The 15,083-nt window shown below is 40.8% G+C and carries 14 protein-coding genes and 2 pseudogenes; 4 read left to right on the top strand and 12 right to left on the bottom strand.

Going from position 1 to position 15,083, the window contains the following annotated elements; translation table 11 throughout:
- The 3 genes and pseudogenes from CWC17_RS10370 to CWC17_RS10360 all read left to right on the top strand — a co-directional run.
- Positions 1–315: PQQ-dependent sugar dehydrogenase (locus CWC17_RS10370; protein WP_138612794.1), on the top strand; the 315-nt coding region annotated here is incomplete at its 5' end.
- 106 nt (positions 316–421) lie between these two features.
- Positions 422–679 (top strand): annotated as a pseudogene (locus tag CWC17_RS10365) (PQQ-dependent sugar dehydrogenase); the annotation flags it as partial.
- Between the two features lie 102 nt (positions 680–781).
- Positions 782–1,232, top strand: a pseudogene (locus tag CWC17_RS10360) (transposase); the annotation flags it as partial.
- A gap of 549 nt (positions 1,233–1,781) precedes the next feature.
- Here CWC17_RS10360 and CWC17_RS10355 read toward each other — a convergent pair.
- The 11 genes from CWC17_RS10355 to lrp all read right to left on the bottom strand — a co-directional run bounded on the left by CWC17_RS10355 (position 1,782) and on the right by lrp (position 12,164).
- On the bottom strand, positions 1,782–2,153 hold the full coding sequence (locus CWC17_RS10355) for a hypothetical protein (RefSeq protein WP_138612793.1): 372 nt from the start codon (positions 2,151–2,153) through the stop codon (positions 1,782–1,784).
- A 150-nt stretch (positions 2,154–2,303) separates the two neighbouring features.
- On the bottom strand, positions 2,304–2,822 hold the full coding sequence (locus CWC17_RS10350; protein WP_138612792.1) for a hypothetical protein: 519 nt from the start codon (positions 2,820–2,822) through the stop codon (positions 2,304–2,306).
- A gap of 476 nt (positions 2,823–3,298) precedes the next feature.
- On the bottom strand, positions 3,299–3,613 hold the full coding sequence (locus CWC17_RS10345) for a CC0125/CC1285 family lipoprotein (RefSeq protein WP_138541209.1): 315 nt from the start codon (positions 3,611–3,613) through the stop codon (positions 3,299–3,301).
- A 93-nt stretch (positions 3,614–3,706) separates the two neighbouring features.
- Entirely contained in the window at positions 3,707–4,591 is an 885-nt protein-coding gene (locus CWC17_RS10340) for a DUF8453 domain-containing protein (protein ID WP_138612791.1), read from the bottom strand.
- A 118-nt stretch (positions 4,592–4,709) separates the two neighbouring features.
- Positions 4,710–4,994 carry a hypothetical protein gene (locus CWC17_RS19365; RefSeq protein WP_171042080.1) on the bottom strand — a complete coding sequence of 95 codons (285 nt, stop codon included), beginning with the start codon at positions 4,992–4,994 and terminating at the stop codon, positions 4,710–4,712.
- 358 nt (positions 4,995–5,352) lie between these two features.
- Positions 5,353–6,657 carry a serine--tRNA ligase gene (serS, locus tag CWC17_RS10335; protein WP_138612790.1) on the bottom strand — a complete coding sequence of 435 codons (1,305 nt, stop codon included), beginning with the start codon at positions 6,655–6,657 and terminating at the stop codon, positions 5,353–5,355.
- A 9-nt stretch (positions 6,658–6,666) separates the two neighbouring features.
- Positions 6,667–7,047: a fluoride efflux transporter CrcB gene (gene crcB / locus CWC17_RS10330; protein ID WP_004586743.1), complete on the bottom strand. Its 381-nt coding sequence runs from the start codon at positions 7,045–7,047 to the stop codon at positions 6,667–6,669.
- Entirely contained in the window at positions 7,040–8,383 is a 1,344-nt protein-coding gene (locus CWC17_RS10325) for a replication-associated recombination protein A (protein ID WP_138612789.1), read from the bottom strand. The genes crcB and CWC17_RS10325 overlap by 8 nt, the downstream gene beginning before the upstream one ends.
- Complete coding sequence (lolA, locus tag CWC17_RS10320; protein ID WP_138541212.1) at positions 8,376–9,002, bottom strand: outer membrane lipoprotein periplasmic chaperone LolA; 627 nt, start codon at positions 9,000–9,002, stop codon at positions 8,376–8,378. Before lolA ends, CWC17_RS10325 begins: the two co-directional genes overlap by 8 nt.
- Complete coding sequence (locus CWC17_RS10315) at positions 9,002–11,530, bottom strand: DNA translocase FtsK (RefSeq protein ID WP_138612788.1); 2,529 nt, start codon at positions 11,528–11,530, stop codon at positions 9,002–9,004. The genes lolA and CWC17_RS10315 overlap by 1 nt, the downstream gene beginning before the upstream one ends.
- A 154-nt stretch (positions 11,531–11,684) precedes the next feature.
- Positions 11,685–12,164 carry a leucine-responsive transcriptional regulator Lrp gene (lrp, locus tag CWC17_RS10310; RefSeq protein ID WP_138612787.1) on the bottom strand — a complete coding sequence of 160 codons (480 nt, stop codon included), beginning with the start codon at positions 12,162–12,164 and terminating at the stop codon, positions 11,685–11,687.
- Between the two features lie 142 nt (positions 12,165–12,306).
- Between lrp and ald the strand changes: the two genes are divergently transcribed.
- Positions 12,307–13,428 carry an alanine dehydrogenase gene (gene ald / locus CWC17_RS10305; protein WP_138612786.1) on the top strand — a complete coding sequence of 374 codons (1,122 nt, stop codon included), beginning with the start codon at positions 12,307–12,309 and terminating at the stop codon, positions 13,426–13,428.
- Positions 13,429–13,542: 114 nt separating this feature from the next.
- Here ald and pssA read toward each other — a convergent pair whose 3' ends face one another.
- Positions 13,543–14,868 (bottom strand): CDP-diacylglycerol--serine O-phosphatidyltransferase, encoded by a 1,326-nt coding sequence (pssA, locus tag CWC17_RS10300; RefSeq protein ID WP_138612785.1) that lies wholly within the window; start codon positions 14,866–14,868, stop codon positions 13,543–13,545.
- Between the last annotated feature and the right edge of the window lie 215 nt (positions 14,869–15,083).

Raw genomic sequence — 15,083 nt, 5'->3', positions numbered from 1 at the left:
ATATCTCCTTTTAGAGATTACCCCGGCATGCAAAAACCAAGCGTAGATTGGACGCCATCAATCGCCCCATCGGGTATGGCGTATTACGGCTCTAAACACGCCGCATTCCCTTCACTTCAAAAGCATGTGCTCATTACCACCCTCGTTGATAAAAAGCTCTACAGCGTTAATCTGGCTAATGGCAAATTCACACAATCACACGTATTCCCACAAGCAGCAGGAAGATTAAGAGATGTTTATGTAACCACGCAAGGTAATGTAGCAATATTAACCGATGGGAAAGATGCTGAACTTATATTGTTTAAAGCTAATTAATTCACAAAGAGGGTTAGAGGCGCTTCGCTTTTAGAGAGGTTATATTAGGACGCTTTAGCTATTTGCAATTTGATGTCTGAAGTCAAGATTTGACCCCCCCTTTTCATCAATCGCCCCGTCAGGCATGGCGTATTACGGCACTAAACAGGCCGCATTCCCTTCACTTGCACAACATGTACTCATCACCACGCTTGTTGATAAAAAGCTCTACAGCGTTAATTTGGCAAATGGTGAATTCACCCAGTCTCACGTATTTCCACAAGCAGCAGGAAGATTAAGAGATGTTTATGTAACCACGCAAGGTAATGTAGCAATATTAACCGATGGGAAAGATGCTGAACTTATATTGTTTAAAGCTAATTAATTCACAAAGAGGGTTAGAGGCGCTTCGCTTTTAGAGAGGTTATATTAGGACGCTTTAGCTATTTGCAATTTGATGTCTGAAGTCAAGATTTGACCCCCCCTTTATTCCAATGAGCTTAAGCCTTTAGAGCATTATATTGAACAAATGGCCAAGCAACACAACCCTGTCCACCTTAATATCTTGCAAACAATTAATGGTATAGGCCGCAGCACTTACCATTATTTATGAAATTGGTGACATCAATCGCTTTTCAAGCGTACAAAAGTTCGCTTCATATAGTCGGTTAGTCAAATGTAAAGCAGAGTCTGCCGGTAAAACCTATGGCTCCCAAGGCAACAAAATTGGCAATGCACATCTAAAATGGGCGTTCTCCGAAGCCGCTGTATTGCTGCTGCGTCACAATCACAACGCCAACAAATACCTCGAAAAACTACAAAAACGAATGAGCAAAGCCAAAGCACTGTCAGCGCTTGCGCATAAGCTTGGTCGCTGTGTTTATTATATGCTTAAAAAAGAGACGGTATTCGATGATGCAAAATTCTTAAAGATTTAGTCACGGTACTGAGTGAGCTGAACATCTAACTGGATATAAGGCTGAGCACCAATCAATTGGGCGAGTTAATAACCAGCAAGGTTTAACCTGATTATATGCCTACAGACCTAAGCCACTTGTCTTGATTAGACGCTCAGTACGCGTGCATCAATACAATAAACAAAGTCGCTTACACCTGACTTGATAACTGCGTTACGCACCTTAATCTAACTGGATCATAATGATGAAACCAGCCGCCTTGAATAGTGCCATGATGAGGTTAACCGATGAATGTCTAGTGCCCCAGCAACCCCAAAAGGATATGGGAAAAACCTGGCTGCGATGAGATCGCAATAAGAGATTACTGCGTAACGCACCCTAAATGTGTTTGCCGTAAGCTACTTGCTTAACAGCCGTATCGACAGACGAAGTAAACGAATTTGTTTATTGATTTAGAATTGACCGTCAATTTATAAAAACGGTCAAAAAGAACACTAATGCCTATTGATAGAGTTAAAGCTCATATGTGTTATATTTACATAAACCATTACTAGAATTATTGCGTTAGTTTCAATCTAATTTATCAAGTAATAAAATTAAAAAATAAATAGCAGCAGGCAAACCCAGCATGAACATCAATATTTGGAATATATGTTCTTTACACCATTGTAATTTAGATATTTCATCATCTTGGCTAGGATTTAAAATTTGAGTGCCTTTTTCAGTTATGTGCAAATCAACACAAGACCAGAATGCTTGACCATCTGAACTAAATTTCAAACCACAGTCAACAGAATCAGATGTTATATAATCTAGGTCGCATAATTGTTTGAAATTTTTAATAAATTGCGAATCTTGATTATCATAACCGAACGCTGAAAGCTTATTTATGTCCATTGGGTCATGAATAAAACACTTTAATAATTTTAAATCTATATCCATATTTAAATCCTTTTATTTTAGAAACGAGAACAGTTTTACAAATGATACTCACAGCTAGAGGTAAATATAACGCCGCAAATAAACGGCTAAAAATAGTTGGCTAAAATTTGTGAGGAACGAACAAAGCCAACTGTTTTTTGTCCGCACTTTTTAATTTGCTTTGTTAGCTATACTGTAATCCGTAACCACATAAAAACCAAGAATATTTTCTTGAACTTCAATCGTGAGTATGTTTCCTGCATATTGAGAGTTCCAAAAATCTTCGCCAACTTTTAAATCTAATGGTCCAAGATCCTCAGGAGCGATAGCGAAGATATAACTAGTCGATTTTCCTTTGCTGACTCTTTTGTCAGTTATTTCAACATTTATACTCACTGTCTCGCCAACTAATATATATGAGCTTGAGAAACCGACAATAGCAAGACAAAAGAGCATATATGTTGTTCTTCTTTGGCTTCTAAAAAAGCTTCTTCTATCAACAAAACTATCCCATAATTCAGACGTATTACGCTTTTTATGGATGATCAGCCCTACAGCCAAACCAATCACAGCAGTACAAAAAACAAGCTCAAAGCCATAGAAAGTTCTATTCACTGTTTCGATTGAAAACCAGATACCTAGAATCAAGAAAATGAACCACAATAATTGAGAAGTTTTATCAGTTTTCATATGTACAGCTAACGCCTTGCTAACAGGCGTAGAAAGCTTGGCTAAAATATGCGACGAAGGAGCGTAGCCAAGCGTGATACGTCCTTTTAAGCAATTTGTTATGATAAACGTGAATTAACACCAACACTCACCACAACCACAAATTAAAACTAACAACTCCGCGCCACTAAAAACACAGAATTCAAACTTGAGCCATACAAACAAACCCAAACAAGAAAATGGCAACTGCACTAGTTAACCGTAAATACGCTAAATGTGAAATGCCTATTTTTGATGAGCTAGCTCAATCTGGCGAAAACCCATTCTTTTAATTTGCCACCAATCCATCATTGAAGTACAGATTTAGACAACAATTACATCTTGTTTAGTGGCGGAATCATAACGCCTACTTAAGCGGAAAAATATAGTTGGCTAAAATGTTGAACGGAGTGAAAACAGCCAACTGTATTTTTTCCGTTAGAAGTTCTTGTTAGCATTTATTTGCACTGAATTTCGGCTTTTAACCAAGGATGATCTATCGAAGTGATACCACCAAGGAAAATACCGCCATCCGTTTTTCCTTTATCTTCACTTACAACATCATAACCATTAGGACACAATTCTGAAGCACGTTTACTCCAAAACGTTTTAAGCATTTCGGTTGAAGTTGTGCCATTCCCATAGTACTCAACCATGTAATTGTTTTCGCCTAGTTCTTTATCTTTGTAACCACCAGACCAAGTATGTGCTTGATAGCCTGTTGCACATCCAGTTAATAATAAACATCCTGTAATTAGGGCTAAATATTTCATTTTTACTCCATACTCGATTTGAATGCTAACGCCCCAATAAGGGGCTAAAAATTGTTTGCTAAAATGTTGAGGAACGAAAACAGCAAACTGTTTTTAGTCCTGCTTAATTGGCTTGTTAACTGTACTATTACGCTTTTCTATTTGAGCTAAATACTCTTTTTCTCTTTCGATTTGCTGTTCGCGTTCAATGACTCTATCGTCGGTGTTATAGGTATCTACTTTAAGTCGTTTGTTTCCTGACTTGAAAACTGGCTCAAATATCTTCCTTAACTTTTCAATTTCTTTGAAAACTGAATATATAGGATCTGTAGCTCCACCGAGTGTAGATATACCTTTAATATCCGCAAAATCTATATCTAAAGAGTTTTTATAAGGTGCACCTTCAGCATCTTCGAAATAGATTTCTAATCTGATTTTTTGATTGAATACGTTATCTTCGCCAACGTCTCTTTCAAGATCTCCAAAACCAAGTAGAAAACTTTTAATCGTTTGCCCTAACCCTAACGAAGAGCATCCATTCTCGAATAAGGAAAGCTTGTTGAATACTTTGACTAAGTGATTATTTTCTTCTGTTGCGTTGCTTCCGTCTGTATTCTTAAAGCTAAACTTTACATTTTGGGCAATTCCTTTTCCCAAGTTTTGAATGATAACATCCCAAAAAGTAATGCTAACCATTGACGGCTGAAGACTTACAACAACATTTGGCCGCATTGATTCTTTTCTTATCTCGTTAAGCTGAGCTATCTGTGAAATTCTTAAGTGCCAAGTTTCTTTCGCTAGAATAAAGGTCAGAACTGCAATAGACACCGTAGCAATTGCGCCTACCCAAGAAGACAATGAATCTGAAGTTAAAACTATTGCAGTATTTAACTCTGTACCGAAAATCAAACCAGCAATAAAAATGAGTGGTGCAACAACAACCCCAATTAAAACAACAAAAGGTAATAAAGTACGTTCATTTTTACTATCAGAATTCACAAAACTTTCCTTGTACAGTTAACTTTTAAATAAGGGGCGCAGGCATGTGGGGCATAATGGCGAAGCCGCCCCGCATGTATGCGTCCCAGCGAACGAAGTGAGTGACTTGATTTTTTTGTTATGTGTCATTGCGCCCAAACAACCTCTTAAAAATACTAACTTTGTGTTTAGATGTTTGTGTTGGTTGCTGTTCTTTGAGTTTTGCAAATTCAGGAACTAGCCATTTTGAACCACATTTATCGAAGACTACATTAACGGTTATTTCGCCAGTTTCCCATTTAGCTATTTCTTTGATTTCTCCATTGCCAAAGATTGCGTGAGATACCAATTTACCGCTTGATACTGTTCCTATGCCTTCAAGCTCCGTAGATTCAATTGGAAATGAAGCTTTTTTGTTGCTCATTCAACTTTCCTTGCTCAATTTACTTTGACACATAACAACTTTGTATCCGACATTTGTCGCTTTATAAACCGACAAATGTCCAAATATTACCAAGCATCTAATTTAACCAGCAAATAAGCACATGTAAACAATTAGTTAGCTATCATCTAAATTTACTTGATGTAGAAAAACACCAAAATGGTAGAGATCAGTAATATCGGACAAAAGAGTAATACACTAATAAATAACAAAACTTAGACTTTTTTCTTTCGCCTTGAGCCTTTTACCTTTAACTTTTCACCCACAAAAAAGCCGCTGTTCATTACAAACAGCGGCTTTTCTACTTAAAGCTGATAGCTAAAAACTGACAGCTTGTATTTTAAGCTTTCCCAATCACTTCAAGTCCACCCATGTATGGGCGTAAAACCTCTGGTACAACTACTGAGCCATCGGCTTGTTGATAGTTCTCTAATATAGCGACTAACGTACGACCAACCGCTAAACCTGAACCGTTTAGAGTATGTAAAAGCTCTGGTTTCTTAACACCTTCACGGCGAAAACGTGCTTGCATACGGCGCGCTTGGAAATCGACCATATTTGAACAAGACGAAATTTCGCGGTAGGTATCTTGCGCCGGTAACCATACTTCTAAGTCGTATGTTTTAGCTGCGCCAAAGCCCATGTCGCCCATACATAAAATTACTTTACGGTATGGTAGTTCTAGTGCTTGTAAAATTTGCTCTGCGTGCCCTGTTAGCTCTTCAAGCGCTTGCATTGAATCTTCTGGTTTTACTAGTTGAACTAGTTCAACTTTATCAAACTGGTGCTGGCGAATTAAGCCGCGTGTATCGCGCCCATAACTGCCTGCTTCACTTCTAAAACATGGCGTGTGCGCAGTTAAGCGAATTGGTAAATCGCTTTCTTCGTAAATTTCGTCGCGTGCGCTATTAGTCAGCGGTACTTCTGCTGTTGGGATTAAGCTAAAGCCAGCTTGTTGTTCACCGTCGTCGTTTACTAGGCCTAATGTATGGAATAAATCGCCTGCAAACTTAGGTAATTGGCTTGTGCCGTAAAGGCTTGCGCTATTTACTAAGTACGGCACATACATTTCTGTATAGCCGTTTTTATCTGTGTGGGTATCTAGCATGTATTGCGTAAGTGCACGGTGCATACGCGCTACTTGGCCGCGCATTACTGTAAAGCGTGCGCCACTAATTTTAACACCCATTTCAAAGTCTAGGCCGTTTAGGTCTTGGCCTACGTCTACGTGATCTTTTACTTCAAAGTCGTACTTTTTAGGCGTGCCCCAGGTAAGTATTTCAACGTTGTCGTCTTCATCAGCGCCTTCTGGTACTGATTCGTCTGGCAAGTTTGGAATTGCTAATGCAATGTCGTTAATGGCGTTGAGTACTTCATCTTGTGCTTTTTTAGTAGCATCCAATTCATCGCCTATCTTACCTACTTCATCAAACAATGGTTGAGCATCTTCGCCTTTCGCTTTAGCTTGGCCAATTTTCTTCGATAAAGTGTTACGTTGACTTTGAAGCTCTTGCGTTTTTACTTGTAATGTTTTGCGTTGTTCTTCAAGTTCTGTCACTTTTGCAACATCAAGCTCGTAGCCACGAGCCGCTAAGCGTGCTGCAGTTTGCTCAACGTCTTGTCGTAAATATTTAGAATCTAACATGTTAGTTTTTTAACCTTTTTGCATTACCAGCTGAAGGCCCAGCCAAGCCATAAAAATACAGATCATCACATTTAAGATGATATTGAGGGCCATTTTAATAAAGTGACCTTGTTGTAATAACAACAACGAGTCCATTGAGAATGTTGAAAAGGTGGTTAACGCACCTAAAAAGCCAATACCAATAAGGGTTTTAGCGGGGCTTGTGGCGATAATTTCTTTCTCTATCAAACCGTACAAAATGCCCATTAACAATGAACCCAGAATATTAACCGTCAACGTGCCAAAAGGGAATCCCCTACCAAGGAGTTTTAGCATGGTTTCGCTAATAAAAAAACGTAAACAGGCTCCTGAGGCGCCGCCAAGGGCGATCATCATATAAAGTTTAATCATTTTCGTATCGTTTAAGTGGGCTTTGCGCGTCGCGTTCTTTTAAGTAATCAAGCTTTTGCTTAATTTTTTGCTCAAGGCCGCGATCGCTCGGTAAATAATAGTGTTTGTCTTGAATTTCTGGCGGTAAATATTTTTCACCGGCGGCAAAGGCGCCCTCTTCGTTATGCGCGTAGCGATACTCTGCACCATAACCTAAATCTTTCATTAGGTTTGTAGGCGCGTTTCGTAAATGCTCTGGCACTGGGTAGCTTGGCTCGTTTTTGGCATCAGCTTTTGCTTGGTTAAATGCCATATAAACCGCATTACTTTTGGGTGCGCTGGCTAAGTATAAAGTGGCTTGTGCAATGGCGCGTTCGCCCTCGCTTGGGCCTACACGCTGAAATATATCCCATGCGTTTAACGCCACTTCCATTGCCCGTGGGTCGGCGTTACCTATGTCTTCTGTGGCAATGGCAAGTAAACGCCTTGCTACATAAAGTGGGTCGCCGCCACCGGCTAAAATACGGCAATACCAATACAGCGCGCCATCGGGTGAGCTGCCTCGTACTGATTTATGAAAAGCCGAGATTAAATCGTAAAATTCATCGCCGCCTTTATCGTATTTAGCTAAATGGGTTGGCAGTACTTGGCTTAATACGTGCTCGTCTACGTTGTATGTGCCGTTTTGCTCACTCGTTAAATCAACCGCTTGCTCAAGCAAGTTTAATACTTTGCGGGCATCGCCGCCGCTTGCTTGGCAAAGCGCCTGTTTGGCGTTATCGGCAATAACAATGTTTTTTTGGTTTAGTTGCTCATCTTGCTTAAGTGCGCGCTCTATCACAGTGTATAAGTCGGTATCGGCTAGCGACTTTAAAACATACACGCGTGCGCGTGATAAAATCGCATTATTAAGTGCAAATGAGGGGTTTTCGGTTGTCGCGCCTACAAATATAAAAGTGCCGTCTTCTATATGTGGTAAAAATGCATCTTGCTGCGATTTATTAAAACGGTGTACTTCATCCACAAACATTAAGGTGCGCTGCCCGCGGCTTTGTAGGTTATCTTGCGCTTGCGTTACGCTGTCGCGAATATCTTTTACGCCTGCGGTCACAGCCGACATTTGTATAAGTTCGGCATCGGCGTGGTTTGCAATAATTTGCGCAAGGGTGGTTTTACCTACCCCAGGCGGCCCCCACAAAATTAAGCTGTGGCAACGCCCTGCAACAATGGCTTGGTGCAAGGGTTTGTCGCTACTTAGTAAATGCTGCTGACCTATGTATTCGTCAAGCGTTGTTGGGCGCATACGCGCCGCAAGTGGGCGTACATCGGGCCCAAAGTTAAAGCCTAAATTATTCACCGTTACTCTGATCGTCTATTTCTACACCCTCTGGTGGGGTAAATTCAAAGGTGCTTGTATCAAGCGCGGTATTTACTTGTGCATTGTTAAAACTAAACGATGAAAGCTGACCAGAATTATCCGTCACAACTAACTTAGCAAGGCCTTGCTCGTTACCTGCAAAGGTAATATCAAGTTGCTCTACTTGGCTTTCTACGCCTTTATTTGGCGTTACACTAAAGCCAGAGTCTGTGGCTTGAACACTGTATTTTTCCCATTGTGCAGGGTCTTTTGAGGTAAGCAATACAAACGGTGTTGAGTCTATAAGGCTGTGGGTATCCATAATAGTTACTTGCTCAGCAAAGCTGTCGAAGTAATAGGTTTTGTCGCCATTTGATACAAATAAGGTATCGTCTGGGTTTGTTTGCTGCCAGCGGATCATCATTGGCTGTTTAAGGGCAATTGTGCCCTCGCCTTGCATAACCGATTGGCCTTGCGAGTCGGTTACGTTTTGAGAAAACTGCGCTTTAAAACTTTTAAGGGTGGCGAGTTTGTCTTGCAGTGCTTGGCTGTCGTCAGCAAAGCTAGGCGTGGTAATTAAACTGCCAAGCACTAATAATAAACTGTTTAATTTTTTCATTAATTTGCTCCATTAGGTACTAATACATCGCGAGCGCCGTTGTGGCCAGGCGAACTCACGATACCCGATGTTTCCATTTGTTCTACTAGTCGTGCTGCGCGGTTATAGCCAACACGTAATTTACGTTGTACTGACGATACCGATACTTTGCCAGTTTCGATTACAAACGCAACGGCTTCGTCGTAAAGTGGATCTGATTCGTCATCTGCGTTTTCATTGGTTTCACCTGGTAATAAAACATCTTCTGTTGCATCACCATTTAAAATTTCATCAATGTAATTAGGTTTACCACGTGCTTTCCAATCGTTAACTACCGCATGTACTTCATGGTCGTCAACAAATGCGCCATGCACACGCTCTGGTACGCTTGTGCCTGGCGGTAAATAAAGCATGTCACCCATACCTAATAGGTTTTCGGCGCCTTGCTGGTCGAGTATGGTACGCGAGTCTATTTTACTCGACACCTGAAATGCCATTCTCGTAGGTATATTGGCTTTAATTAAGCCGGTAATTACATCTACCGATGGGCGCTGTGTTGCCAGTACTAAGTGTATACCTGCGGCACGTGCTTTTTGCGCAATACGGGCAATTAGCTCTTCAACTTTTTTACCTACAATCATCATCATGTCGGCAAATTCGTCAATAACCACCACTATACTCGGTAGTTTGTCTAGCTCGTCAGGGCCTTCTTTCATGCCGTCGGTGTCTTTGAATAATGGGTCAAGGATTGGGTAACCCGCCTCTTTGGCTTCCATCACTTTTTGGTTGTAACCTTTTAAGTTACGCACGCCCAGCGCCGACATTAACTTATAACGGCGCTCCATTTCGCCTACACACCAACGCAGCGCGTTGGCCGCTTCTTTCATATCGGTAACAACTTCACACAATAGGTGCGGAATACCTTCATAAACCGAAAGCTCAAGCATTTTCGGGTCAATCATGATCATCCGAACATCATCAGGGCCCGATTTGTACAGTAAGCTTAATATCATTACATTAACGCCCACTGACTTACCTGAACCTGTGGTACCCGCTACCAGTAAATGGGGCATTTTACCTAAATCGGCACACACAGGTTGCCCTGCAATATCTTTACCTAATACCATGGTTAGAGGCGATGGATTTTGCTCAAATTTAGGGGCGTTAATGACCTCAGATAAACGTACGATTTCGCGGTATTTATTGGGCAGCTCTATCCCTATGTACGTTTTACCAGGTATAACCTCTACAACACGTACACTAATTGCCGATAACGAACGGGCTAAGTCTTTTGATAAGCCCGTAATTTTAGACACCTTAATACCCGGTGCTAAATCAAGCTCAAAACGCGTTACTACAGGCCCTGGGTAAACCCCTACTACAGTGGCTTGTACGTTAAAATCGAGTAATTTTGTTTCAACCAGGCGCGATACACTTTCAAGCTCTTCTTGTGATATCGGGTTTTTTGCTTTGTCGGGTCTGTCGAGTAAATCAAGCGACGGTAATGGCCCTGGCGGTGGCTCTTTATCAAGTAACTCTTCAAATTTTTCTTTGGCTGTTGGCGGTGGCTGATACGCAGGTTTTGGCTTAGGCATTGGCCTTGCTGGCGATACCACCGTGGTAACTGGTTTTTCAGGCTCAACAACTTGGCTTTGATCCAGTGCATTTAACGCAGCTGCTGTATCCATAGGCTCATCGTCTATGGCGCTAAAGCCAATTTCTTGGTCGAGTATATCGTCTAGCTCATCAAATGGGCTGTAGTCATCACTAATTTGCGGCTCGCTAAAGGTAGGCTGCTCTTTAGTAATGGCTTTTTGTTTAGCTGGTTTTTTACTTTTAGCAGGTTCTTGTTCAAATTCTGATGATTGCTCGTGTGTGGTATCGCTTTGCTCATAATTATCAGCGTCATCATTAAATTGGGCATCGGCCTGTACAGGGCTTGCCGCAATGCGCTCTCGTTGCATCCAACCTTGGGCGTAATTAAAAGCATAGCGGTAGCCTCTAACCACTAAATCACCAAGGTAGTCTACAAATTCAACCCATGACACACCGGTTAATAAGGTAAGCCCAGCAAAAAAGAAGCACAATAATAAAATAGAGGTACCGGTAAAGTTAAATGCTGGCATCATGGCCGATGCAATCACATCACCCACTACCCCACCGGATGAAAAGTTATAAATATCATCAAAGTTAATGCTGCTAATTGCCGTTGCCGAGGTAATAAATAATGCAAAGCCAATAACACGCAAGGCAAGTGTGGTGTAATCGAGCTGTAAAATACGATGAGGTTGCTTAAACAGTAAATAGCCAAACAGCTGAATAGCGGCCGGCACTAAATAAGCAAGCCAGCCAAATGAAAGTAATAGTATATCGGCCACCCAAGCACCAGCAGTGCCTGTAATATTTTTTACGTTTCTAAATTCACCCGTTTGCGACCACGCGGGGTCTGCAGGATCAAAGCTGATTAAAGCACATAAAATAAATATTGCCGCAAAGGTGCTGATGATCAGCCCTGTTTCTAATAGTCTTTGCACACCATTTAGGCGCATAACTTCCTATCCCTCTTTATTGTTCTATTGGCACTTGCTTGCAATCAAATACCTTAGCAGGAAATGCAATTTGATGCACTTTATCTTAATGTGTATGGCCTGATTATGAACAAGTTTTTATAAATTAAAGTGTGTTTATCTTTTGCGGTTAAATTTACGCTATGTAAGGGCGAATAATTACGCCGTCTTCACCTTTTACTTCTTCCATTACTACATAGGTGCGGCTTTCACTCACGTTTGGCAGCTTTAAAAGAATGTCGCCTAGTACTCCGCGGTATTCTGACATATCGTTTACGCGTGTTTTTAATAAAAAATCAAAATTACCCGATACCAAGTGACACTCTATTATCTCTTCGTGCTGTTTAACCGCCACACTAAACTCATCAAATACGTCGGGCGATGTTTTGGTAATGGTTACCTCAACATATACAGATAAGCCTTGGCCAAGCTTTGCTGGATCAACCACCGCTTTGTAGCCAAGTATGTAGCCTTCACGTTCTAACTTTTTTACGCGTTCCAGACAGGGCGTGGCGCTCAGGCCAACTCGTCGGGCCAGTTCTACATTAGAAAGGCGTCCATCGTGCTGTAATTCCATTAAAATTTTACGGTCAATTCTATCTAATAACTGATGCATACACCCAACTAGTTTAATGTTCTGTTTATTTTTATTATTTAGATAATAACACTAGCTAGCCATTTAAAAAAGGTGAGACACACTGCCTTATGATGAATATAATAGTGAAAAATGTTAATCCGTTCTTAATAAGGCAAATTTTATGATTATTGGTGTACCTAAAGAAATTAAAAACCATGAATACCGTGTAGGTATGGTTCCTGCGAGTGTTCGTGAATTAGTAAATCACGGCCACCAAGTGATTGTTGAAACAGATGCAGGTATGGGCATTGGTTTTACTAACGAAGATTACACTCAAGCTGGCGCTGAAATTTTAGCCACTGCAGCTGATGTTTTTGCAAAAGCAGACATGATCGTAAAAGTAAAAGAGCCACAAGCTGTTGAGCGTGCAATGCTACGCGAAGACCAAATTTTATTTACTTACCTTCACCTTGCACCTGATCTTCCACAAACTGAAGACCTTGTTAAAAGCAAAGCGATTTGTATTGCTTACGAAACAGTGACTGATGCACGTGGCGGCTTACCGCTTCTTGCACCAATGAGTGAAGTAGCAGGTCGTATGTCTATTCAGGCCGGTGCACAAGCGCTTGAAAAATCTAACCACGGCCGTGGCATGCTACTTGGCGGCGTACCAGGTGTTGAAGCTGCAAAAGTTGTTGTTATTGGCGGCGGCATGGTGGGTCGTAGTGCAGCGCAAATGGCTGTTGGCTTGGGCGCAGACGTTGTTGTACTTGACCGCAACATCGATGTACTTCGTGCACTAGACGCGCAATTTGGTAACAAAGTTAAAGCGATTTACTCAACTGCCGACGCATTAGAAAAACACGTTTTAGAAGCAGACCTAGTAATTGGTGGCGTACTAATTCCTGGTGCAGCAGCACCTAAGCTTGTTACAGCTGAACACATTAAAGCCATGAAGCCAGGCGCTGCAATTGTGGATGTTGCTATTGATCAAGGTGGTTGTATTGCAACGTCTAAAGCGACTACACACGCTGATCCAACATACATTGTTGATGACGTTGTGCACTACTGTGTAGCTAACATGCCAGGTGCAGTACCACGCACCTCTACGTTTGCACTTAATAATGCAACATTGCCGTTTATTATTAACCTTGCAAACAAAGGTTACAAAAAGGCACTACTTGATGACGCGCACTTCTTAAAAGGCTTAAACGTAATTAAAGGCCAAGTAACTTACAAAGAAGTAGCAGAAGCGTTCAACATGGAATATGTTGATCCACGTACTGCAGTAGAAAACGCGTAATTTTGCGTTTAGTTGTTAGGTGTTATTGAATAAAATAGTTACCTAACTACAAACAATAAAAAAGCAGCTAATTAGCTGCTTTTTTTTATCTAAATTCCGACTATATAAATTAATTTATATAAAACGCTTAATTATAAAATCCACTTTTACGCGTTTAGCCTGACCAAGTAGCTTTTTAACCGGCTGTGGGTAATCTTCTACTGTTTCTAAATCATTTGGACCAGTTAAACGGCGGCAGTGTTTTAAAATTTCCTGCTTTTCGTTATCTATGGCTTGCATAATACTTTGCTGTGGGTCTTCAATTAAAATACCGTTTTCAATATCAAGCCCCCACGCCCGCGGATTAAGATTGTGGCCGCTTAATAAGTGGCGTTGTCGGTCGGCGCAAATACCTTTTAAGTGAAACGAGTTACTATCGTGCTTCCATAAGTACACGTTTAAATTGCCGTTATCTATATGGCGCTTTTGCGATTTTACAAATTTATGCAAAATGGTTTCGTATAAATACGGTAATGCACCAATTTTACTAAACGGCTCACTTGGCGGCAGGTAAAAATCGTTCGCCGTTTTATCACCTACTACAATGGTTACCTGCTTACCTTGTTTTAATAATCTACGAAGCGAGCGCATAAGCGGCGCCGGAAAATTAAAATACGGTGTGTAAAGTACAAGCTCTTGCTCTGTGGTATCAAACAAATTTTTAATTAATCGGTTAAGGCTATTATTACGACGCCCTAAACCTAAAAACAAACGCACACTGAGTGGGTCGGTATTGGGCGTAGTTGGGTTTGCATAACTGGCCGACTTTAGCTCGCGCATTAATTGCTTTTGTTCAAATTTAAAGTCTATTAAGCGCTTAAGCGGGCGTGTATCAATACGTGGTACGGCTTGAGAAGCAATAAGCTTAGACTCAATAAAATCAATTACAGAGTCGCACAGCGCTGCTTGATTAACTAAAAAATAACGGTCTAGCCTGTAGCGATCATTATATTGTAAGTACACGTTATTTAAGCTAGCACCGCTATACAAAAGCGTGTTATCAACCACAAAGCCTTTTAGGTGCAGCACACCAAACAACTCTTTGGCTTTGACCGGTACACCGTAAACCTGTACGTTCGATTTAAATTTTTCTAAATAGTCACAATATAAACTTGCGTTACCGTCTGATTTTTTTGCACCAATAAGACCACGTTGAGCACGATGAAAATCAACCAACACTTTTATTTCAAGGTTGGGGTTTGCCAACGACACACGATGCAGCGCTTCGAGTATTTCACGCCCTGCTTCGTCATCTTGTAAATAAAGTGCCGTAATGTAGATTCTTTGTTTTGCATTGCTAATTAAACGTAGCAATTGCGTACGGTACTCTTGTGCGTTGGTTAAGACGTTAACGTCTTTTGAAGTCAACCCAAATGCGGGTTTTTCCTGCCAAAATAACATAGTTGCCTATTCACTAAGGTCACATAATCTATCAGTGACAAATAAAATTAGGTAAAACATATCAAAAAAATACTAACGGGTCATGAATTAACGAAGCTTTGTTGCTCATCTGTTTGTTTTTTAACCTTAACACAGGCTTTTTTTTCATTTACTGCAAGGTCAGTACATAATATTGCACAGCTTTTAATTTTGTCAGAAAAAAATATTCACATAAT

Source organism: Pseudoalteromonas sp. S3785, from assembly GCF_005887365.1.
In the GTDB taxonomy this organism is placed as follows: Bacteria; Pseudomonadota; Gammaproteobacteria; order Enterobacterales; family Alteromonadaceae; genus Pseudoalteromonas.
The sequence above is the reverse complement of the archived record's forward strand: the minus strand, read 5'-3'. Positions and strand labels throughout refer to the sequence as shown.